Below are 22,288 nucleotides of genomic sequence, written 5' to 3'. Positions count from 1 at the left end.
TACGTTTACAGAAATGTATCCATAATTCGTTGATAATCAATTAATTTCATTTTTGTCCAGTATAACGTTTCGTCTTCTTGTATCTTCGCCGTAGAATCGACTGTCTTCCTGTTATTATGCGTATCGTTTATGTCACCGGGCTGGTGCTGGTACTTGTTTTTAGTCTACTACGCTGCCACCGGGCTCCCAAGCCGGGCGAGTCGGCACGCGTTGTAGTTAGCACGCCTGCAGCACCAACGGTTGTTTCGCCGCCCACGCCAACTACACTCGCCGTTACCAAAATTGCCCCCCGACCTGCTCCTGTTTTCGATACACTACTACTTGAACCACCGCTCGAACCGGGTACGGAAACCCCACTGAAGCGAGAATTTCGAGCCGTCTGGATTGCCACTGTCGACAACATCGACTGGCCCAGCAAAAAAGGTCTGGCTGTAGTTGACCAGCAACGTGAGTTTATCGAATTGCTCGACATGAGCCAACAAACCGGGCTCAACGCGGTGGTGGTCCAGGTACGTGCCGCTGCCGATGCGTTTTATGCCAAAAGTGCCGAACCGTGGTCAGAGTGGCTAACGGGGCAGCAGGGCCTGGCTCCCGATCCATTCTACGACCCAATGGAATTCATGATTCGTGAGGCCCGCACCCGCAACCTGGAGTTCCACGCCTGGCTCAACCTCGACCGGGCAACCTTCAGTAAAACGGCCAGTGTTGCCCCCACCAATATTAGCTATCAGCGACCCGGCTGGATGGTCGACTACGGTGGCCGAAAGCTGTTTAACCTCGGCATGCCCGAAGTGCGGGCGTATGTAGCTGGCACGGTAGCCAATATTGTCAGGAACTACGATGTAGACGGCATTCACTTCGACGACTATTTTTACCCCTTCGGGGCGGTCGGGCAATCGTTTGCCGATGGTGCCACGTTTCAGGCAAATAACCCCGACGGCCTGTCGCTGGATGACTGGCGGCGGCAGAATATCGACAAACTGATCCGCCAGATTGGCGATTCGATTCATTCGGTAAAGCCTTGGGTAAAGTTTGGTATCAGCCCGTTCGGCATCTGGAAAAACCAGAAAGCCGATCCCGAAGGCTCAGTTACCTTTGGCGGACAGGCTTACTATGATTTGTACGCCGATATTCGCCGCTGGGCGCGCGAAGATTGGGTTGATTATATGGTGCCGCAGATCTATTTCTCGACTCGTTTCGACCGTGCCAACTACAAAACGCTGGTGGACTGGTGGGTGAAGAACCGGGGAAATCACCACCTCTACATTGGGCAGGGCGCTTACCGATTGGGTAAAAACACAAAAACAGATGCCGGTTGGGCTGAGGCCAGCCAGCTCGCCGATCAAATGCGGCATAACCGCCAATATCCAGACGTGACGGGGAGTGTGTTTTTCAGTGCCAAATCACTGAAAACCAACATGGCCAGTAGCCGGGATTCGCTCCGTCAGAATTTTTACCAGTATCAGGCCCTGATTCCAACCATGCCCTGGCTCGATGCCACACCGCCGGGCCAACCGGAGAACGTAAAAGCGGCCCCGGCTGTCGACGGCGTTGAGTTGTTCTGGCAGGAACCCGCCCAGGCTACTGAGCTCGACCGGGTACGTTACTACGTCATCTACCGAACCGAAGGCGTACGGCTTCCGCGCACCACCGACGCACGCCGTATCCTGACCATCTGCCGCCCGGAAGAAGGCACCCGTCTGGTAGACCGCACTGCCGACCCGAAGAAGAAATACACGTACGTAATCACCTCGGTAGACCGCCTCCATAACGAAAGCACAGGCAGCACGCTGGTGTATAAGGGCGGGTTTAATTAAAGAAAGTCCACCATCACCTCCTCCACCGATTTTGCATCGCGGAAGGCGGTTACAATGCGGGTCAGGATACCTTCGACAACGGCATCGGGGCAGGAGGCGCCACAAGTAAGCAGAATGGTGACGGGGCGGCTGGCGGGCAGGTAGTTTTCAGTTATGAGTTCCTGCTTCGTATGTAGATCGTAATGGCTGATGAGCGTATCCGACAGAATCTTCCGGTCTGATTCAATAAAGTAAGTTGGCAGTTTCTCCTCGCAAAGCTCGACGATATGCTGCGTATTCGACGAATTGTAGCCGCCCGCTACAATGGCAAAATCGGCTGGGTACGTTAGCAGCGCATAGGTCGCGTCCTGGTTATCGTTGGTGGCGTAGCAGAGGGTGTCGCGGGTATTGGCGAAGTGTTCTTCTACCATCGCCGAGCCTTCTTCCAGTCCGTAATGGGTAATCATCACCTGCTTCAGGTAATCGGCAATCCCTTGGGTATCAGAAGCCAGCATGGTTGTCTGGTTAACAACGCCAATCCGGCGAAGGTCGCGGGCGGGGTCGAAACCAACGGAATATTGACCGGCAAATTCAATAAAAAAATTGGCGGCGGGCTTCTCGCCGGTCATGTACAGGGCCAGCCGTTGCGCCTGCTTCATGTCATTGATCACCACGGTTGGCGCGCCCTCTTTACTATGCGAGAAAGTAGCGCGGGTTTCTTCATGTGTTGGCTTACCATGCACCACAACCGTGTAGGCTTTTTGCCCGATCTGGCTGGCTTTATTCCACACCTTCTCCACAAACGGGCAGGTGGTATCGTAGGTGGTCACGTCGAGCCCAATGGCGGTCAGTTCGCGCTGGGTTTCCAGCGTAGTGCCGAAAGCCGGGATGATGACCACATCGGCGGGGGTCAATTCGCTGAATGGGATTAGTGGACGACCCAGCGTATCGAGCAGAAACCGAACGCCCCGGCTTTGTAAATCGGCATTTACATCCGGGTTATGAATCATTTCGCTCAGCAGAAAAATACGCTTATCCGGGTTTTCGGCAATGGCCCGGTAGGCAATCTCGATCGCATTCTCGACACCGTAGCAAAATCCGAAATGCCGGGCCACCAAAAAACGGACCGGCCCAAAATCGAGTGATGTGGGGGTGAAGTCACGTTTCAGCTTATCTTTCCGCCGCCGGTATTCTTTTAATGGCGTGATGATGGTGCTGCGGTAGTAGGCGGGAATATCGAATGATTTCATAAAGTGCAAGAGTGGCCACCTGATTTGGCAACTGGTGATCGCAGGGCAAAGGTACGCCCGGCCCGCCACTCGAAGAACAATCCCTTTCGGAGCTTTGTTCGTAGGTACGATACCTCAAAATAAAGTCCTGCAAATGAGACTATCCAGCCCTTAATACGTCGAGAAATAGCGACCCTAATTTCGTATCTTTAACTCATAACTAGCTAGTCATCTGTCTTAATGAGACAACTCTTTACGTTCTTTCTTGTATCGGTCGGCACCCTGACCGTCACCGCATTTACCGAACCATTACGGCCTTCACTGGATAAAGTCTTTGGTCGTATCAACCAGGAAGTTCTTCAACATAGCCGGGCATATGAGACGCTCGCCGACGCTTCGCAACGGATTGGCCATCGACTAACAGGTAGCCCCAACGGGGCTAAAGCTGAAGAATACGCATTCAACTTGCTTCGTCAGTATGGCTTCAAGGATGTCCGGTACGAAAGCTTCGAGGTTGAATCATGGATGCGAGATACGTGTACATTGACGATCGTACCCAATAAGTCCGATAATTTTCGACAAGTCAATGTGGTGTCTCTGGCGCATTCACCAGTCGATGCGCACGTTCGTGGCGAGATCATTGACGTTGGCAACGGACTGGAGGGTGACTATGCCGCCATGAAAGATCAAATCAAAGGCAAAATCGTGCTGGTCAACATTGGGTTGTCCAGCCCAACCAAGGGAGCCCGAAACCTGCACCGGTCCGAAAAAACGGCGTTGGCCATTCAGCATGGTGCTTCCGGCGTTATCATGGTCAACCTTGTTCCCGGCAACGTGTTGCTGACAGGTACTGCCTCAGTTACTGGAAAGCTCATTCCAATTCCATCTGTCTGCATCGCCTATGAAAGTGGCGTGGCGCTCCGCAAGTGGATGGCCGAGGAGCAGAGCGATCACCTGCATGCTATGATCGACATGACCAACTTCAGCAAGAAGATCAAAGCCCGGAATGTGATAGCCACGCTGCCCGGCTCGAAACTGCCCAACGAAAAAATAGTCATTGGCGGTCATCTCGATTCGTGGGACCTGGCAACGGGCGCTATTGACAACGGCATCGGGTCGTTTTCGGTGATGGACATCGCCCGCACATTTAAAGCGTTGAAACTGAAACCTCGCCGCACCGTTGAGTTCGTTTTATTTATGGGCGAAGAACAGGGACTGCTTGGGTCAAGGGCTATGACCGAGTCGTATAAGCGGTCGGGGCAGTTGGATCAGGTACGTTACATGATGAACCTCGACATGACCAACAACCCGGTTGGCATCAATGCTTTCGGCCGCGACGATATGATGCCGCTACTGAAATCAATCGGCGATGTCATTCAGCAGACAGACGCTGGCTTCACCAATACACAGGAGAACCGGGCTGGATTACACTCTGACCATCAGCCGTTTATGATCGAAGGCGTGCCCATTGTCGGGATGAATGGCAACCTCGCCCGCGAAGTACTCGACTGTTACCACGCCAACTGCGACCGTATGAACCTGGTCAACAAAGACCAGTTGAAAAACACCGTACGGTACAGTGCGATGGTGCTTTATGCCCTGGCCGACACAGAGGATTTACCCGCCCGCCGGTTTGATGATACCAAAACCCGCGACTACCTCATTGCGCAGGGTCTTCGTACGCCTTTAGAAATTGCCAACGAATGGCGGTGGAAAGAATAACCTGAACCTGGTAAATCTGTTTTTGGTGGTATTGCGTAGTTAGTCCGTACGATCATTTATATGAACCTTTGATCGTATACGTACTTATTCAAGAGTAGATAGTTCTCGTAGTATCAGTTAGGCAGGGCGAAAAGACCGTTCACAAAGTTTTTTGACCGCAGGTTGTTTTAATTGACTTACTCCGAACACACTACCTTACTTTTACCACCATCACACAGACTAGTATGATTCAGGCTGCAAAACGAATGATCTATAATGTCCGCTACCTATTATGGCTGGCGATGACAGACCCCCTTGGGTGGGACCACTGATTTGACATACCGCTACATATGTATTCCCGCTCGCAAGGCGGGAATTTTTTGTTGACAGTCTATTTACGCATGAAACCATATCGAATCATTTATTTTCGGGGCTTTGGATCGCCCCGGGCTGTCTGGCTAACAGGTCGTGTCCTTCGTCAGAATGAATTGATTTCGCCCGTCGACCGGGCTCCATTTTGGGACAACCTTTCGGCAACTGTCAGTCGTTTTTTAACGACTGAAGTGGGCGGCATCACCGTTCGGATCGAGACATTTGGGCAGGTATTTCGGACCGTGACCAATGAAGCTGGTTATTTCGACATCACAATCGATCCCACCATCGAGTTGCCGGCAGGCCGCGCCTGGTTTCCGGTCAGGTACGTGCTGGAAGGCGTTGAGCAGCCTATAGGCTATGATGGGCCGTCGGGCTCTGGAACACGGGAAGTTGTTAAAGATGGCCAGTTAATGATCGCTCCTGCCTACAGTCAGTTTGGTATTGTTTCCGACATTGACGACACGGTACTCGTTACCGGGGCCACGAATATCTGGCAAACGTTGAAGTTAACCTTCCTGGAAAATGCGTTCACGCGTTTGCCTTTTGCGGGTGTATCGGCTTTCTACCGCGCCTTGCAGAGCGGAGCAGTCACGACGTTGTTCAATCCGCTTTACTTTGTTTCCAGCAGCCCCTGGAATATCTACGATCTGTTGATCGACTTTTTTCGGATTCAGGGTATCCCGAAAGGACCGCTGTTATTACGGAATCTGGAATTGAACGCAGACCTGTTCTCGTCTCAAAGCCATCACGTGCATAAGCGGAAGATGATCGATAAAATATTGGCGGTAAACCCGGATTTACCGTTCGTACTGCTCGGCGATAGTGGCCAGCAAGACCCGGAAATCTATGCCGACGTAATTCGGGCCAATCCGGGGCGGATCAAAGCCGTTTACATTCGCGATGTATCGCCCGAAGCTCACCGCGACGAAGACGTACGGCAACTGATTCGGGCAGCGGCTGATTATAACGTACCTATGTTGCTGGTTGCCGACACCGTAGCTGCCGCTGAACACGCCGCCAGCATCGGCCTGATTGATCCAGACGCACTACCCGAAATAAGAGCCGACCGAAGGGCTGATAAAGTTTAAGTAATTGGTTGACAGGTTATTACCTGGCTGAGCAGGTGCGCGTTAGCAATTACCTAATCAACCAATTAACCAGTCACTTAATCACCCAAGTTAGGCTGACATCGGCGTAATAGATCGGGTTGGTTGGGAGGTCCTCATCGGCATACACTTTGAATGGCTTCACAAGGTGGTTGGTCAAGCCAAGCCGAAAGCCGGTGAAGGTGGCCCGTAGCGGCACGGTCAGATCTATAGCCATCAGCCCGAATTTGTCGGTAGAAGCCTCCGTTGTTGTGATAACGGCACCCTTCTTCTTGGCCTGCAGTCGTTGCTGAATACGCAGTAACCGACGTTCGGCCGCCGTGGTGGCTGCCGTCAGTGCAGTAGTGGCGGTAACAGCAGGCTGATACACGTTGTAAGCTGATGTTTCTGTGCCAAAAATGACGGTCAAAGCTGGAATACAACTAATCCGTCTGAGACCAACGGCTGAACTGGCAATCTTTTTGGAGACAAATGCAGATACTGACAACCGGGCCCGATGAGCTGTTGCATTGCCAAACATCAGGTAGTAATCAGCATTGGCCGAGAAAACCGGGTTAACCAGGTAACTCATCGACAGGTTACCACTATAGGGCAACAGATTTTGCTGGCTGGCCTGGCTCAAAAACGTCCGGCCAAGTTCACCTGATACTGTAACGCGGTCGCTTACAATACCCAGATAGCCCGCCGACAAAGCCGTTAGTTCATAGTGAGGTATACTCTGACTGAAATAGTAGCCGGATACATCAGCATAAAAGCCAGACTTTGCGTAGTATGTGATACTTGGTGTACTCATCCACTCGCGAACGCCAAATTCCCGGCCCGAGAAAACTGCCCTACTGGTGTAGTTTACCCGCACGTTAATTTCTGCCCTGGCTGCCGAACCCGAAACGGGCGCACTGGGTTGGATAGAATCGGCTGGAAAGCAGGCAGACCAGCTTCTAACACTCAGCAAAACGAATAGCAGACACAATAAATGTATACGATTTCCCATAGAAGATGGTTAAACCAGCAACGCCCAGCCTACTGGCCGGGCGCTGTTGCTCTTACTACTGGCCTGGTTGATTAGCCGTTCTTTTTAGCCTGATGCCGCTCACGCTGAGCCTGAAGCCGCTCCTTCACTTTTTCGCGCTGATCAGGAGTCATGTTGGCCATTTTCTCTTTCATCTTCTCGCGTTGCGTTTCTTTGAACGCTTTACGCTCTTCGGGAGTCATTGCGGCTAACTTTGCCTTCACCTCTTCCCTGCGGGCAACACGCTCCTCTTTAGTCAGACGAGGCTTTTCTGTCTGTGCAAATGCACCAACTGAGATACAGGTGGCAACAAGTACAGCGGCAATAAAACGGATCTTCATTATAACAAGTAGTTAGTAGTTTGAAAGTCGGATTTAAACCTAAGCAATTTTACACAATGAACGACTTTCTTACATAATTATTCTTTTCATTAACAGTAATTTAACGCGGTAAACAGAGCAAATGAACCCTACGTCTCTACATTCAGAACTCACGTTTCAGTTTGCCCGTAGCGGTGGTGCCGGTGGACAAAATGTGAATAAAGTAGCCACCAAAGCTGAACTCCGCTTTTCGGTGCGTGACTCCGCCCTGCTAACCGACGAGCAACGTACCCAGCTAACCGACAAACTAGCCAACAAACTCACGAACGAAGGCGAACTGGTATTGACACACCAGACGGAACGTACCCAGCTAGCAAATAAGGAAAAAGTCATCAAAAAATTTGACAGGCTCATTGCAAAGGCGTTCGAGGTGCAAAAGCCCCGCAAGGCCAGTAAGCCCAGCAAAGCCGCCATTGCCGAAAGGCTTGACCAAAAAAAGCGCCGCGCCGATATAAAATCAGCGCGGCGGCGAGTTGATGAGTGAAACTGGGACTTTAGACGTCTAGTTATCCCTTCTGGCTGGCTCGGAATAGCTTTTGCTTTTCTTCGCGAGTGAGACTTTCGTAACCGGAACGACCGATCTTATCCAGAATGGCGTCGACTTCGTCCTGGTCGGGCATTGACGGCGTAGTGCTTGAACTGCCTACCGACACATACGCACTGGCAGTTGCCTGCGCGCTTCGTTGCCTTTGCGATACCTTAACGGGCGGCTTGGCCCGGAACAGCCCGCTCCAACGGTCCATCAGCCAGTAGATGGGTCGACCTAAATCACTGCCAGCCTGCAATAATTTGATGTAGCTAAAGCCGATTAGTGCGCCGCCCAGATGAGCCAGATTACCACCGGCATTGCTACCCACTGAGTTGAAGAAGGAAAGTACGACGAAGAACAATACGATGTATTTGATCCGCACCGGCCCGATAAACAGCAGATGAAACGTGTAGTTTGGCAGCAAGGTAGCGGCCCCTACGGCCACCGAAAGCGCCGCGCCCGAAGCGCCCAGCAACGCTTGGCCACCAACCTGCGTACTGAAATAAGGAATCAGATTGTAACTGGCAAAGTAGCATAGGCCACCGCCCAAAGCACCCAAAATGTATAACCCTACCAACCGGCGGCTACCCAGATACTCTTCGATCAGCCGACCGAACCAGTACAGAAAGATCATATTCCAGAGAATATGGAACGGGTCGGCGTGAGTGAAGGCATAGGTCAGAACAGTCCACGGCTTTTTGATGAGCGCCATCGGCGACCACGGCATCATCAGTTGATCGAGTACCCACTGATAGGCAGCCGGTTGGCCAGATAGCCGCGTGACTACCAACACAAGAATGACAGTCAGGAAAATGACTGTATTGATCAAAATCAACTGCACCAACGTGTTGTTAGGCTTGTTGAATTCGGACTTAAAATCGTCTAGTAGTCCGCTCATTGTACACCTGATTAATCGATGTGAGACAAATGAAATAAGAAGTTGGAAGTCTATATGGTTAATAGCCCGCGTCTACTGTCTTACTTCTTTTTTTAGTAAAATGTTTTCCGTTGAGACTCCCAATACTTAATAATGATATACGCAAAAAGCATTCCGCCGATGTGGGCAAAGTGAGCTACGTTATCAGACTGCGCTCTATAGATACCAGAATATACTTCCCAGATCGCATAGGCACCTACTAAGTACTTCGCTTTGATAGGAAAGGGTATAAATAGCAGATAGAGTTCCGTATTCGGGAACAATAGGCCAAACGCCATTATTACCCCAAAAATTGCCCCGGACGCGCCCACCATAGGCGTGTCAACGTGCTCGCTGACGTACCCGGCCAAATAACGTACACCCTGCTCAATATACGCTGGATTTGCCTTGTCGGCGTCAAACTTCTGAATAAAAGGCTCCAACGGATCATATATTGAGGGAGCGTATTGATTGATGAACCCCAAAAACTCGCCGTTGCTCGGATTTACCCGATATGCATTGAATCCGTCGACCAGCGCCGCCGTTTCGTAGTAGTTGACACCGAGATACAACGCGGCAGCGCCTAGCCCTGTAAGCAGGTAAAACGTAAAAAAACGCCGCGGCCCCCATACATTCTCCAGCATAGGCCCAAATATGATCAGCCCCAGCATGTTGCTGAACAAGTGCCCAAATCCGGCATGCATGAACAGATGAGTAATCACCTGAATTGGGCTAAACTGATCGGATAAAACGGAATGCAGCGCAAAACGGTCAACAACTGCCGCGCTCAACGTGGATGTCACAAAAAACACACCAACATTGATAATCAGCAACAAACGGACTGTAGGCGTAATGTTAAACATTAGACTAATGGTTGATCGGCTGCGAGTTTAGCGGTTTGTAACGATAGGACGAAGACAACCGATATAGTCACAAACGAGGTTAGTAACTTAACCCTTTAAAAGCCCCGACAGTTTATCGAGGGATAATAACGACGTGATTGATTCGCCACCGGGCGTATAACTGGGATTCGCCGACGCAAATAACTGATCGACTAAAGCGCGCCGTTCTGTCTGGCTCAGCGGTTTCTGATGCCGTGCCGACGACCGCCGCGCCAGCGACCGGGCTAGCGCCTCTGACCGGTCTAACTTCATACGACCCGTGTCCTCGCGAAGTTGCGCCAGCAGGTTGGCAAATAATTCTTCTTCGCGCTCGTCGGCCGTTTGGGCGGGCACGCCCCGAATCACAAAGGTGTGTGCACCCAGTTCGTCGAACTGAAAACCCACACTTTCCAGCTCCGTGCGTAAATCGAGCGCCAACTGATAATCGACGGCCGAAACGGAAACCGTTTTAGGAAACAGCAATTGCTGCGAGGCACCATTACGCTTGGTCAACGCCGTGTGAAACTGATCGTACAGAATTCGCTCATAAGCGGCCCGCTGATCAATCAGTAGCAGGCCCGACTTCACCGTTGTTAATAAATACCGGTTTTTCACCTGAATGACGGCCGTCTCTACTTCATCAGAAAGTCGTTCGGTCGTGTCGGCAATCCGGTTGGCGCGGCTCCCCATCGTAACGGGCGCGTCGACGAACGATTGGAATGTAGTTTCGCTAGGCTGCACCGAGGGCAACGTACCCGGAGACTCCGAAGATGCCGCATCGCTGGCCGTTGCAGGTTGTTCTGCTGGTTGTGTACTCGCAACCCTGGGTTGACCCGGTACAGTATCGAGCCAGCTCACTTCATCGCCAACGGGTTTGGTACTCGTCGGGGTTTCCGTTTTTCTAGCCTCAAAAAGGGCCTGCCAGTTTTGGTGCGTCACCTTTTTAGGGGCTTCGTGGTGCGCCGGAACGGGTGGCCGATTGTCGGCACCCCGATCGGCCGACGGCTGTCCGGGCGTTTTACTCCATGCGGGTGAAATAGGCCGCGCATTGGGTAGCGGGGCATCTCCCCCACCCGACGCCGTTCGAGCACCGGGAGCAAAATGCTTACCGATGGCGTCGCTACCTCCGCCACTTCCGCGACCATCCAGAAAATTAACGTCCAGCTCAAAATCAAGCGAAGGCGACAGGTTATACACCCCGATTGCCTTCCGAACGGCCGCCATCACGATGGCGTAAATCGACCGTTCGTCGTCGAACTTGATCTCGGTTTTAGTCGGGTGAATGTTGATATCGATATGTGACGGGTCGATCTCGATAAACAGCACGTAGAATGGATGGTGACCGTCCGGGATTGTTCCTTCGTAGGCCCCGACTACCGCATGGTGCAGGTAGTTATGTTTGATATACCGGTTGTTGACAAAGAAATACTGCTCATTCCGCGTCTTCTTGGCCGACTCCGGTTTGCCGATGTAGCCGTGCACCGACACATAAGGCGTTTCTTCGTCGCAGGAAGCCAGTTGCTCGCGGTAGCCCTTGCCGAACATGTCGACAATGCGGCGGCTCAGTTTTCCAGCCACCAGATTGAACACCTCCTGATCATTGTGAAACAGGGAAAAGCCCACTTCCGGGTTTGCCAGCGCCACCCGCTGAAACTCATCGATGATGTGGCGCATTTCTACCGAATTCGACTTCAGGAAGTTGCGCCGGGCAGGTACGTTGAAGAACAGATTCTTTACCAGCAGGTTGGTGCCCGGCAAACACGACACGGCTTCCTGCGCTTTTATGTCTGACCCTTCGATACGCACCAACGTACCCAGTTCATCGTCGGCGCGGCGGGTGCGCATTTCCACCTGTGCCACGGCCGCGATCGACGCCAGCGCCTCGCCCCGAAAACCCATCGTCCGAATCTTGAACAGATCGTCGGAGGTACGAATTTTGGAGGTGGCGTGGCGCTCGAAACTCATCCGGGCGTCGGTTTCGGTCATGCCTTTTCCATCGTCGATCACTTGTACCAGCGTTCGGCCGGCGTCGCGCACCACGAGTTGCACCGATTTGGCACCCGCATCGACGGCATTCTCCAGTAATTCTTTCACCACCGAAGCCGGGCGTTGCACGACCTCACCAGCCGCAATCTGGTTGGCAATCGAATCGGGTAAAAGCTGGATGATATTCTGCATAAAAAGACAACAGGCAAACCACAAAAATAGTCTCCCGATGGCTATTGATTCTGCCAGTTTGGCGAACGTTTTTCGAGGAAAGCCGCCATGCCTTCCCGCGCATCGGCGGTCTGCTGAATTTGGGTGAACTGGTCGTGTAAAAAGGCCTGCTGCTGATCTGGGGGCGTATTTTTCAGCGATTGGTACGCAGCCAGACCGAAACGCAGAGCCGTGGGAGATACCTGTTTCAGTTCCTGCACCAGTTCGGCAACTGTGTTACCAACCTCGTCTGAAGCCACCACATGGGTTAGCAACCCGGTGGCCATTGCCTCACTGGCATTGAGGGTCTTTCCGCGCAGACACAAATCGAGTGCTTTCCGGGCAGGCATCAGATCGAGCAGCACGGCCAGCACCTGAAACGGAAACAACCCGCGCTTTACTTCAGGCAGCGAAAACGTGGCCGTGTCGGCGGCAACGGCATAGGCTGCCCCGCCCACCAGCAAAAAGCCACCCGCATACACCGGCCCCTGAATCTGCACAATACAGGGCTTGTGTAAACCTGCCATGAGCTCGCCTATCCGCACCGGTCCGGCTGGTTCAGGTACGTTCAGCGGTTCGGTATCACCCGACGCCAGCGCTTTCAGATCCATGCCCGCACAAAACACGTCGCCTGCGGCCGCCAGCACCACCACCCACACATCACCGGTATGCCGGGCGTAGCTTAAAGCAAAGGCCAGTTCGGCAAGGAGTGGCGGATTCAGGGCGTTTTTCTTCTCCGGCCGATTCAGCGTGAGTGTCAATACGTGGTCGGTCTGGTCAACGCGGAGGTAGCGTAACGAGCGGGTTAGCAAATCGGTGGTTTGGTCGGGGGTGTAGTAGTACATGCGGCTGGTGTTGCGTGTTTGCTTAACTCAATGGCCCTGATTGTGGTTTATTAAGGTATGAACACAAATCAGCCTATCCTTACTCAAATTGACCTCGACCGTGTGGTTGAGATGGCCTGGGAAGATCGAACGCCTTTCGATGCCATTACAACCCAGTTTGGCTTAAGTGAACAGCAGGTGATCGAGGTGATGCGCCAGGAAATGAAGGCTTCGTCGTTTCGGATGTGGCGGGCCAGGGTGCAGGGCCGAAAAACCAAGCATACGGCTAAATCGCCCCTATTCGATGAAGAGAGCGATCCGCGTTTCCGGTCTAAAAGCCAGCGTATCATTACGGGCAACAAACTGTCAAAGCGATAATTTGACGAAAAAATTAGACGATTCTCTTCCCAATATTATGCGGTTAATTTGCCATTAACCAAATTTTTATTTTATAATAACGCACAAAAGCGGCATGATTTTAGAATAAATTCGTTTGTGTCTGTAGCTTTGCATGACCAAAAACGAAACTCTCTAAAGGCAAACCCTGTCGCTAATGAAACTCGACCAGATCGACCGCAAGGTTCTAGATATTCTTCAATCTAACGCTAAGATCACCAATGCGCAACTCTCCAAAGAGATTGGTCTCTCCCCCGCTCCAACCCTCGAACGTGTTAAAAAGCTAGAGACGTCGGGCATTATCCAAAGCTACCACGCTCAGCTTGACCGTGAAAAAGTAGGCCTTGGCGTAACTACCTTCGTGATGGTCAACCTCGTGGGCCATAAAAAAATGGTTACCGATTCATTCGTCGCCCGCGTCGACGAAATCCCCGAAATCATCGAATGTCACCACATTACGGGCTCCGGTGATTTTCTGCTGAAAGTGATCTCGCACGACATTGCCTCGTACCAGAAGTTGATGCTCGAAATCATCAACGAGATCGAAGAAGTAGCCAGCACCCAGTCGATGGTTATTCTCTCAACCTTCAAGGAAAGCAAAGTGATGCCAATTCCATGATCAATTACTATTAATTGATCACCACCGTGACGTAATAAAACCCGCCGACGGATGGGCCAGCGGTGAATGTGGTATACGGCCGATTCAGGAGGTTAGTGCCGCCAAATTTCACCGACAGATTCGGTTTAGGCAAGACATAGCTAATCTGCGTGTCGAAGGTGTTGATAGCAGGAACCGTGCCCGTCGCCAATGACGATTGCCACAGAAACGAGCTCTGGTATTTATAGTTGACCGAAAACCCCAGGCTTCGCCACACCGCCGGATTGCCGATACCCACGTTGGTGATCCATCGCGGTGTGTTGAACGCCTCCTCCAGCCCATCGCCCTGATCGGTACGGTCGAGGCGCGCCAGTGAGGCATTGCCCGAGAATACCCAGTTACGCCCCGCCGAGTATCGCACACCTATGCTCGACCCATAGTTATACACCCGCGTCTTCGAGTTGGTCCATAAACGGTAGCGATCCTGCCTGTTCCGGTCAGAGAGGTAGTAGGGAATGGAATCGGCAATGGTGCTTCTGGGTACGTTGGCTTCTACCTGGGCGATGAAATTAGTGTACACATTATAGTAAAAATCAACGTCGACATAGAGTCGGTTGGCGAGTAGTAACCCCTTGTATCCCAGCTCAATACTGTTTACCTGTTCGGGCTGCAGGTACGTATATGTATTGGGTTTCAGCAAGCCTTTGTTCTTCTCGATCGCTTGATTCGTCGTCAGTTTATTGGTATTCACGTCGGTGTTGATCGCGGCCTGAAACGCATCGATCGAGGTGCGCAAGTACGAACTTTCAAAAATCCCCTGCGACATCACTTTCAGGCCACCCACCCGCTTCACCCCTCCCGAATTGACATTGGAAAATGCCTCGAACAACGACGGAAACCGATAGCCCGTTTGGTACGACGCCCGAAAATTATGCTGGTCAACGGGCGAGTAAACCGCCGAGATGCGCGGATTCAGGCGGGCGTCGAAGTAGCGGTTTTTATCGACCCGGAGTGAACCCGTCAGTTTGAGTTTTTCGTTGATAAACGCCCGCGACGCCTGCACAAAACCACCGGTTTTATAATAGATCAGGTTCTGGTCTGACCCGTCTGGATTGATGAAATAGTTGCCATCCGGGAAAACGACATACTGCCGGTAGTCTAGTCCGGCCAGCAGGCTGATCCCCGTTTTTTTGCGGAATCCAGCCCAGGCAGCCTGCGTCGGTTCAACTTGCCCCTCGGCATGGTAGAGCCACGACTGCACCCGCAACGCCGCGCCGATATCCCAGTTGTTGATGTCGCGTAGTTTGGCAATCTGGTCATTGAAGGCCGCAGAGCCAGGTTGTGGCCGTCCCTGATCGGCAGTGGTACGGGCCGTTTGTAACGCGTTGGGTACAGCCTGCCCCGCCTGCGAACTGGCCAGAAACTGGTTCGTAAAATCAGTAAACCATTGGTTATCCGACTTAAACGACTTGTCGATGTTCTCGGCCATCGACCGGATGTTGTACGAATCGCCCGTGTTTTCGTGGGTGCGATACGCCCGGATATGCACCGACGGAGACGCCAGCGTCAGTCCGTGTTGATCGAGTCGGTAGTTGTCGAGCCGGAACCGGTTGGTTCGTTGATACACGTTGTCGAGTGTAGCGGCTTTGTAGTTGTATGAAATAGTCAGGTTCGGTTTTGGCCGCCAGGAAATAGCCGCGTCGCCGCGCAGGTTGTTCAACGTGAGGTCGGCGGTTTCAAACTCGGTGTAGCCCGTACGCGCCACCACGTATTTCTTACTGCCGAGCGTCAGCGTTCGTCGGTTGGCCGATTCGTCACCGTAGTTGTTCACCAGATCACGACCCGGATTATCGCCGCCCGTTAGTCCAAGCGAGGTGTTGGCGTTGGGGTTCAGGTCTGTTCTGTCGTTGGCGATCCAGTCATACCCGCGCTGGTAGGTCAGGTTCACTTTTATGGCAAACCGGGTTCCAAACGCATGGGCGTAGCGCAGGCTGGTTTCGCTGTAAGCTTTAGCCGAAATCAGGGGGTCATTCACGTGGTTTACCCCCGTTTTCTGGCTGAAACTCAACCCCTGCGAGGTGAACGGATCTTTGGTAATCAGTTGCACTAGCCCGTTAAGCGCGTTTAAGCCATATAACGCCGACGATGCACCGGGCACAAGTTCAACACGCTGAATATCAAGGTCCGACGGGGCGAGTGCATTGGCGATGGGTGCGCCAATATGCGGTGCCTGGTTGTCCATGCCATCTACCAGTTGCACAAACCGAACGTTGGTGGGGTTAGCAAATCCACGGGTGTTGTAAACCTTGAAGCCCAGGCTGGAGGTGAGCAACTGAACCCCCTTCATGTTTTCGATAGCATCAAAATACGACGGTTGCGCCGACAGTCTGATCTGCCGGGCATCGAGCAAGTCGATGCTCACCGGCGATTTCAGCAGGCTTTCAGACACGCGGGAAGCCGTAACAACCAGATCGTTCAGTTGAATTTTACGGAGTGAATCCTTAGGAGTAATTGTACTATCGGGCAACGTACCTGCCAACGCAACTTGCCCCGTTAAAAACATCAGCATGAAAAGCTGTTTCATACGCCATCGTTATTTCTGACGAAATATAACGGTCGTTATGTTCCGGCAAAAATAACGACCTGGTGATTCGCGAAAAATGTTACGCATCGGCGTAGCGCGGGCCGCTCGGTTGCGGCCTGTTCCCAGGAGGACGTATCTGGCCACGGAACAAAGAAGCGGCAACCCTGACTTGACCACACCCATGTCAGAAGCGTAAATGGACAGCATACCATTTGTAGCTCTAAAACAGGTCAGCCCCGTATATTTGGTATCCAGCACGGCGATTTATGCGTTATCTATTACTTCTTTTTGGCTTGTTCCTGATTAGCCAGTCTGCATTGGCCCACCAGGGAAGCCTTGTCGGTACCGTTTCTGACCATGCAACGGGCTTGCCGATCAAGGGTGTCAATGTTCGGTTGTGGGGCATGGGCAGGGCCGCTGTGACGAATGAACTGGGGCAATACCGGTTTGCCAACTTGCCCGCCGCCCCGTATCGGATCGAACTGTCGCACCTTGGCTATGCTCCCCAGAGTGTCACGGCGGTTGTTCAGAATGACCATGTTACGGCTGTTCAGACTCACTTGCTGGTGGCTTCTGTTCAACTCGGGGAAGTAACCGTGTCGGCCAGCCGGGCGCACGACCAGCAACTGATCAGCAGCCTGGATATCAAGCTCCGGCCGATTACCAACTCGCAGGAAATCCTACGCCTTGTTCCGGGCCTGTTTATTGGGCAACATGCGGGTGGTGGCAAGGCCGAGCAGATTTTCCTGCGCGGTTTCGACCTCGACCACGGCACCGACATTCGCCTGACGGTAGACGGTATGCCCGTCAATATGGTGTCGCACGCGCACGGACAGGGGTACGCCGACCTGCATTTCGTAATCCCGGAGCTAGTCGAAGGCGTCGACTTCAAGAAGGGACCTTACCAGACCGATAAAGGCAATCTGGCAACGGCTGGCTGGGTCGATTTTCGGACCCGCACCGTACTTGACCGCTCATTTGCCAAGCTCGAAGTTGGGCAGTACGGCACCTATCGGGCGGTAGCGGGCGTGGACTTGCTGGGCAACCGGGGGAAGACCAACAATCAGTCGGCCTATATCGCGTCGGAATATTCGTACACCGATTCGTACTTCGATAATCCGCAGCGGTTCAACCGGTTCAACCTGACGGGAAAGTACCACGGTCACGTAGCACCGAACACGCAGTTAACCATCACAGGATCAACGTTCTGGAGCAAATGGAACCACTCGGGCCAAATTCCCGACCGGGCCGTGGCTTCGGGGCTAACCGACTTTTTCGGCTCGGTTGACCCCACCGAAGGCGGCGAAACCGGCCGTACCAACGCCAATGTCCAGTTGGTAACGGTTACGCCGCGCAACCACGTCATCAAGCAACAGTTGTTCTACAGCAACTATAACTTCGAGTTGTATTCCAACTTCACTTTTTTCAAGGAAGACACCGTAAATGGCGACCAGATACGGCAAAGGGAACGTCGGAATCTGTTTGGCTACAACGGCAGTTATTCCACCCAGACCACGCTGGGCAAAAGCGAATGGACCACTACGCTGGGCGCCCAGTACCGGCAAGACATCACGAATGGGACGGAGCTATCGCATACCGTAAACCGAACCGAAACGATCAACCGCATTCAATTCGGCGATGTAAACGAACTCAACGCCGCACTCTATACCGACGAACTGGTGCAGCTATCGAGCCGGTTCACGGTCAATGCGGGGGTACGTTATGATTTTTTCCGAAGCCAATACACCGACCGCCTGACAGCCGCGCCAATTACCAGACAGGCCATGCAGGGCATTCTGTCGCCCAAACTGAACCTGTATTACACGGCCAGCCCGATGTGGCAATTTTACCTGAACACGGGCCGGGGATTCCATTCCAACGACGCCCGGGTGGTGGTGGCGCAGCAGGGACGTGAGATTCTGCCGACCGCTTACGGCTCTGATTTGGGCGTTATGATGAAGCCTTTTCCAAAGCTGCTGATCAACGCGGCAGCCTGGTACCTGTGGCTCCAGCAGGAGTTTGTGTATGTGGGCGACGAAGGCGTTGTGGAACCCAGCGGCCGGTCGCGCCGGATAGGCATCGACCTGTCGGCGCGGTATCAGCTCACGCCACACCTCTACGCCGATCTGGACTTGAACACCGCCCGCCCCCGCGCGATTGACGCTGAAACAGGCCAGAACTACCTGCCACTGGCTCCCGTTTTCACGTCGACGGGTGGTTTGTCGCTGCAAACTAATTCGGGCCTGAGTGGCTCGCTACGTTACCGCTACATGGCCGACCGACCAGCCAATGAAGACAACTCGATCGTAGCGAACGGGTATTTCGTGAACGATCTTCAACTCAATTATGGCAAGAAGCACTACACGCTGGGGCTGTCGGTGCAGAACCTGTTCGACGTGCGCTGGAAAGAAACGCAGTTTGCCACCGAAAGCCGCCTGAAAGGGGAAGCCGCTCCCGTCACCGAAATTCATTTTACCCCCGGCACGCCCTTCTTCGCCCGACTGAACTATACGTATTTCTGGTAAAGGCACATGTTGCCGCTGGGTACGTTGCTGACGCTGTGCATGGCTTAGGCAACACACACTAACACATCAGCAGCTTAACACTATGAGTATTGCCTCATTGGAAAGGGCTTCAAACTCGAGCACCGCTTCTTGCTGATAGGTCAGGGCAAGGCCGTCTTTTTCGTGGAGCAGCCGGTTGGCGACTTCAAATGCGCCTTGTAATACGAAAACGAACATGCGCTTGACCTCCCCTTCCGCTAATGGGCCGATTGGGTACGTTCCTTCTTCCCGCCCGGCAAATCGGCCGATGAACCCGGCAGGATCTGGGCCAGGTACGTTGCTTAGGAAGGGCTGTAACGTATTTGGCGTGGACAGGTCGAAGTTGATCTGGCTAACTGTAGGGAACGAACCAATTTCAGGCATAGTCAGCCAGAGTTGCAGGCAGTTGATCAGTTCAGACGGATATGGGTTGATGACGCTGTAGTTCATCCCCGACGCCAGCGACAATACTCCCACCTGCCCCGGCTTCAGAAAGTGCGTGGCTCCATCAACGGCATACTCCAGCCCGCCTATGATGGGCATCAGCACCACCTGCACGGGCTGCTCTGCCTGCATCGTCAGGCTGGCACCGGGCCGCAACGTATCGTCGTTTAGCAGCCATAACGCACCAAATGGCTCCCGGCCTTCAGCCACATATGAATCGAAATTAACCGTGTGATAACTGCGAAAGAAGTCAGTTTCTGAGCTGCCTCGTTGATCGGCCAGAAAGATTTGCGCCTGCACCTGCGTATTTGTCATGCACGTTATGTTGACTAGCTGATGGTAATACGACCAGAAGCTCAGGTTCCGTTGCAGGACTGAGTAACGTACCTGACGGCTATACCGCCGAAAACTTCGCCAGTTCGTCGGTCAGGAATTGCTGGAAACGTACCTGAAGTGCCTGGTACTGGGCGAGGTATTTTACACCTGCCGGCGTAACTACGGCACCGCCACCTTTTTCGCCACCCGTTTGGGTAATAACCAGTGGCGTGTCGGCCAGTTTGTTCATGGATTGCACCAGTTCCCAGGCCCGCTTATACGACATGCGCATGGCTTTGGCGGCTTTGTTGATAGACCCCGTCTGTTGAATATGGCCCAGCAATTCCATCCGGCCGATGCCCAGAAATCGCTCCGTTTCGCCTTCAGACGTAGCCTCAAGCCAGATTCGGCCGTTTATACGGAGGTTTTTCATAATGAACTGTCAAGTAGCTTCGCGTCAGTTGGCTGCACCGTCATTTGTGGTCATTGATTGCAGCGACGAATGACACGAAACTACTGACTACGAATGGCGGCACAGCCAATTGCCGCGAAGCTACTAACGTTTCCCTATTCACGGCGTTTCCGGCGTTCTTCGCGGCGCGACTCTTTGCCGTCTTTTACTGCCTTTTTGGCCTCAATATACTGCGCCGATTTATGCTCGGCACTGTTCATAACTTCGGTATAATACGCCCGGGCCTGATCGTAGTTTTTCTCCGCATCGGCAATGCGGCCCAACCCCAGTAGCGACGACCAGTAGTAACCCGCATTCTTTGAGTTTGTTGCCAGCGCAAAATCGATCGACTGCTGGTAGTACTTCTTGGCTTCCGCCGTATTCCGGTAAAAATTCTGGTTGATGTAGGCCAGAATATACGCCGCTGTCCGGCCACTGACGCCCTCGTAGCCATCTTTACCCGCCGCAATTTTCGACAATATATCTTTCGACGCGCTCTCGGCTTCATTCAGTCGGCCTTTCACAAACGCCGACCGGGCATAGTACCGCTCGAAAAACGGATTGTCGGGGTATTGCTCGGTCATGAATTTTGACATGTCATAGGCCTTGTCGTACTGATTTTCCATGCTGTAGATCTGCAACAGGAAATACCGGGCCTCCACCCGCGTGTAGAACGCATTGTTGGCTGTCTTCTCCAACTCCTTGATTCCCTGCTCTTTATTTCCTTTCGGAAAGAACATCAGAATCGGTTTGAGCAACGCATAGTTTTCGGGAATCCACTTGGCATAGTAGTTATACAGGCCATCGCCAAACATGAGTTCGGGCATCAGATCGCCTTTGCCCTTGCACTGCTCGAAGTATTTCAGCGCGTTTTTACCCGCAAATGTAGCCTTGGTCCACTTTTTCCGTTCCGAATAAATGCGGGCTTTAAACGAGTAAGCTGCCGCCAGAAAAAAGGCAGGCTCGCTCTTGTTTTCGCTCTTATCATACAGTTCTTCCGCCAGCGTAACGGTCGTATCCATCAGGGCCAGGCAGCGGTTGTCGTAGTCTTCTACATCGGTGTTGGGCACAATTTTCCACCACTCGGCCATACCCATCAGAAAATAGGGCATTGGGTGGCTGGGGTACCGAAGCCGCAACCAGCGAAATTCCTTGTCGGCCAGCGCAAACTTGTAGTTATACATGTTATTGATCGCCTCCGCCGACTCGATCTGCACGCCCGGATGATGCAACAGTCCGTCGTATTTTTTATCGAAGTCGGCCGATGAATAAAGTTGCGCCCTGGCGGTGGTGGCTGCCAGCAAAAGGAGCGAAACGAAGAATAACTGAATGCGTACCAACATAGTGTAAATAGTCTCTGGCAGAGCCTTTAGCAGTAGCACCGAGGGTGGTCACTGCGGGTTGCGCCTATACAACGTATGTACGAACATATCCGTTTAACAGACGTTCATTTTCTGCCGTACCTTTGATCGCATGCTGACTGTACTCGATAAAACGTTCGTTCCTTTCATTGGCCGTGACACGCTTCAGGAACGCATTTCTGAACTGGCCGACCAGATTAACCACGATTATGCCGGTCGCTGCCCCCTGATCGTCGGTGTACTGAACGGTGCCGTTCTCTTCACCGCCGACCTGCTTAAGAACCTGACCATCGACTGTGAGATTACGTTTATCCGCGTGGCCTCTTACGAAAAAACTGCCTCGACAGGCAAAGTCAGGGAGATTCTGGGCCTGACCGAAGCCATCACCGGCCGCGACCTGATTGTGGTGGAAGACATCGTGGATACGGGCGTTACCATTGCGCACGTATGCCAGCAACTGGCCGAAAAAGAACCTGCTTCCATCGCCATCGCCACGCTGCTGTTCAAGCCCGCCGCCCTGAAAACGAAGGTCGACCTGGCCTACGTAGGCTTCGAAATAGAAAACCAGTTCGTTGTCGGCTACGGCCTCGATTATGACGGCCTTGGCCGCAACACGAAAGATATTTTTGCCCTGAAATCATAAAACCCCTCACC

General features: G+C 52.7%; 19 protein-coding genes. 8 read left to right on the top strand and 11 right to left on the bottom strand.

All coding sequences use genetic code 11. The annotated features are described in order from the left end of the window. Window positions 1-116: 116 nt before the first annotated feature. Window positions 117-1,817 (top strand): family 10 glycosylhydrolase, encoded by a 1,701-nt coding sequence (locus ACFE8Q_RS22385; protein ID WP_375447678.1) that lies wholly within the window; start codon window positions 117-119, stop codon window positions 1,815-1,817. Here the strand turns inward: ACFE8Q_RS22385 and ACFE8Q_RS22380 are convergent. Next, window positions 1,814-3,046 (bottom strand): 4-hydroxy-3-methylbut-2-enyl diphosphate reductase, encoded by a 1,233-nt coding sequence (locus ACFE8Q_RS22380; RefSeq protein ID WP_375447677.1) that lies wholly within the window; start codon window positions 3,044-3,046, stop codon window positions 1,814-1,816. The genes ACFE8Q_RS22385 and ACFE8Q_RS22380 overlap by 4 nt on opposite strands. Window positions 3,047-3,265: 219 nt before the next feature. On the opposite strand from ACFE8Q_RS22380, the gene ACFE8Q_RS22375 reads away from it, so the two are divergent. Both ACFE8Q_RS22375 and ACFE8Q_RS22370 read left to right on the top strand, forming a co-directional pair. Beyond that, window positions 3,266-4,747 (top strand): M20/M25/M40 family metallo-hydrolase, encoded by a 1,482-nt coding sequence (locus tag ACFE8Q_RS22375; protein ID WP_375447676.1) that lies wholly within the window; start codon window positions 3,266-3,268, stop codon window positions 4,745-4,747. A gap of 380 nt (window positions 4,748-5,127) precedes the next feature. Then, window positions 5,128-6,189 (top strand): App1 family protein, encoded by a 1,062-nt coding sequence (locus ACFE8Q_RS22370; protein WP_375447675.1) that lies wholly within the window; start codon window positions 5,128-5,130, stop codon window positions 6,187-6,189. Between the two features lie 73 nt (window positions 6,190-6,262). On the opposite strand, the gene ACFE8Q_RS22365 is transcribed toward ACFE8Q_RS22370, so the two are convergent. Together ACFE8Q_RS22365 and ACFE8Q_RS22360 are read right to left on the bottom strand one after the other, a co-directional pair. Beyond that, window positions 6,263-7,198 (bottom strand): hypothetical protein, encoded by a 936-nt coding sequence (locus ACFE8Q_RS22365; RefSeq protein WP_375447674.1) that lies wholly within the window; start codon window positions 7,196-7,198, stop codon window positions 6,263-6,265. Window positions 7,199-7,269: 71 nt separating this feature from the next. After that, on the bottom strand, window positions 7,270-7,557 hold the full coding sequence (locus ACFE8Q_RS22360; RefSeq protein ID WP_375447673.1) for a hypothetical protein: 288 nt from the start codon (window positions 7,555-7,557) through the stop codon (window positions 7,270-7,272). A 121-nt stretch (window positions 7,558-7,678) separates the two neighbouring features. Here ACFE8Q_RS22360 and arfB point away from each other — a divergent pair, with 121 nt between their 5' ends. Next, a complete protein-coding gene (gene arfB, locus ACFE8Q_RS22355) occupies window positions 7,679-8,080 on the top strand; it encodes an alternative ribosome rescue aminoacyl-tRNA hydrolase ArfB (protein WP_375447672.1) in 402 nt (133 codons plus the stop codon). Between the two features lie 22 nt (window positions 8,081-8,102). Here arfB and ACFE8Q_RS22350 read toward each other — a convergent pair whose 3' ends face one another. The 4 genes from ACFE8Q_RS22350 to ACFE8Q_RS22335 all read right to left on the bottom strand — a co-directional run bounded on the left by ACFE8Q_RS22350 (window position 8,103) and on the right by ACFE8Q_RS22335 (window position 12,963). Beyond that, on the bottom strand, window positions 8,103-9,023 hold the full coding sequence (locus tag ACFE8Q_RS22350; RefSeq protein ID WP_375447671.1) for a rhomboid family intramembrane serine protease: 921 nt from the start codon (window positions 9,021-9,023) through the stop codon (window positions 8,103-8,105). A 92-nt stretch (window positions 9,024-9,115) separates the two neighbouring features. Further along, window positions 9,116-9,904, bottom strand: coding sequence for a rhomboid family intramembrane serine protease (locus tag ACFE8Q_RS22345; protein ID WP_375447670.1), 789 nt, complete (start codon window positions 9,902-9,904; stop codon window positions 9,116-9,118). An 87-nt stretch (window positions 9,905-9,991) separates the two neighbouring features. Next, window positions 9,992-12,100 carry a DNA mismatch repair endonuclease MutL gene (mutL, locus tag ACFE8Q_RS22340; RefSeq protein WP_375447669.1) on the bottom strand — a complete coding sequence of 703 codons (2,109 nt, stop codon included), beginning with the start codon at window positions 12,098-12,100 and terminating at the stop codon, window positions 9,992-9,994. Window positions 12,101-12,141: 41 nt separating this feature from the next. Further along, a complete protein-coding gene (locus ACFE8Q_RS22335; protein ID WP_375447668.1) occupies window positions 12,142-12,963 on the bottom strand; it encodes an enoyl-CoA hydratase-related protein in 822 nt (273 codons plus the stop codon). A 57-nt stretch (window positions 12,964-13,020) separates the two neighbouring features. Between ACFE8Q_RS22335 and ACFE8Q_RS22330 the strand changes: the two genes are divergently transcribed. Then, window positions 13,021-13,320 carry a TIGR03643 family protein gene (locus ACFE8Q_RS22330; protein ID WP_375447667.1) on the top strand — a complete coding sequence of 100 codons (300 nt, stop codon included), beginning with the start codon at window positions 13,021-13,023 and terminating at the stop codon, window positions 13,318-13,320. A 175-nt stretch (window positions 13,321-13,495) separates the two neighbouring features. Beyond that, entirely contained in the window at window positions 13,496-13,957 is a 462-nt protein-coding gene (locus tag ACFE8Q_RS22325) for an Lrp/AsnC family transcriptional regulator (protein WP_370725185.1), read from the top strand. A 10-nt stretch (window positions 13,958-13,967) separates the two neighbouring features. Here the strand turns inward: ACFE8Q_RS22325 and ACFE8Q_RS22320 are convergent, their stop codons facing one another. Then, the gene (locus tag ACFE8Q_RS22320) at window positions 13,968-16,520 is read right to left on the bottom strand and encodes a TonB-dependent receptor (RefSeq protein WP_375447666.1); all 2,553 of its coding nucleotides are present in this window, start codon (window positions 16,518-16,520) and stop codon (window positions 13,968-13,970) included. A 266-nt stretch (window positions 16,521-16,786) separates the two neighbouring features. Between ACFE8Q_RS22320 and ACFE8Q_RS22315 the strand changes: the two genes are divergently transcribed. Further along, a complete protein-coding gene (locus ACFE8Q_RS22315; protein ID WP_375447665.1) occupies window positions 16,787-19,045 on the top strand; it encodes a TonB-dependent receptor in 2,259 nt (752 codons plus the stop codon). 66 nt (window positions 19,046-19,111) lie between these two features. Here ACFE8Q_RS22315 and ACFE8Q_RS22310 read toward each other — a convergent pair whose 3' ends face one another. From ACFE8Q_RS22310 to ACFE8Q_RS22300, 3 genes are all read right to left on the bottom strand, one after another. Further along, complete coding sequence (locus tag ACFE8Q_RS22310) at window positions 19,112-19,822, bottom strand: pirin (RefSeq protein ID WP_375447664.1); 711 nt, start codon at window positions 19,820-19,822, stop codon at window positions 19,112-19,114. A gap of 79 nt (window positions 19,823-19,901) precedes the next feature. Further along, window positions 19,902-20,255, bottom strand: coding sequence for a winged helix-turn-helix domain-containing protein (locus ACFE8Q_RS22305; protein WP_375447663.1), 354 nt, complete (start codon window positions 20,253-20,255; stop codon window positions 19,902-19,904). A gap of 134 nt (window positions 20,256-20,389) precedes the next feature. After that, entirely contained in the window at window positions 20,390-21,616 is a 1,227-nt protein-coding gene (locus ACFE8Q_RS22300; protein WP_375447662.1) for a tetratricopeptide repeat protein, read from the bottom strand. Window positions 21,617-21,746: 130 nt separating this feature from the next. Here ACFE8Q_RS22300 and hpt point away from each other — a divergent pair, with 130 nt between their 5' ends. Beyond that, complete coding sequence (gene hpt, locus ACFE8Q_RS22295; RefSeq protein ID WP_375447661.1) at window positions 21,747-22,277, top strand: hypoxanthine phosphoribosyltransferase; 531 nt, start codon at window positions 21,747-21,749, stop codon at window positions 22,275-22,277. Window positions 22,278-22,288: the final 11 nt, after the last annotated feature.

The sequence above is a fragment of the uncultured Fibrella sp. genome (assembly GCF_964250085.1).
GTDB lineage: Bacteria > Bacteroidota > Bacteroidia > Cytophagales > Spirosomataceae > Fibrella.
The sequence above is the reverse complement of the archived record's forward strand: the minus strand, read 5'-3'. Positions and strand labels throughout refer to the sequence as shown.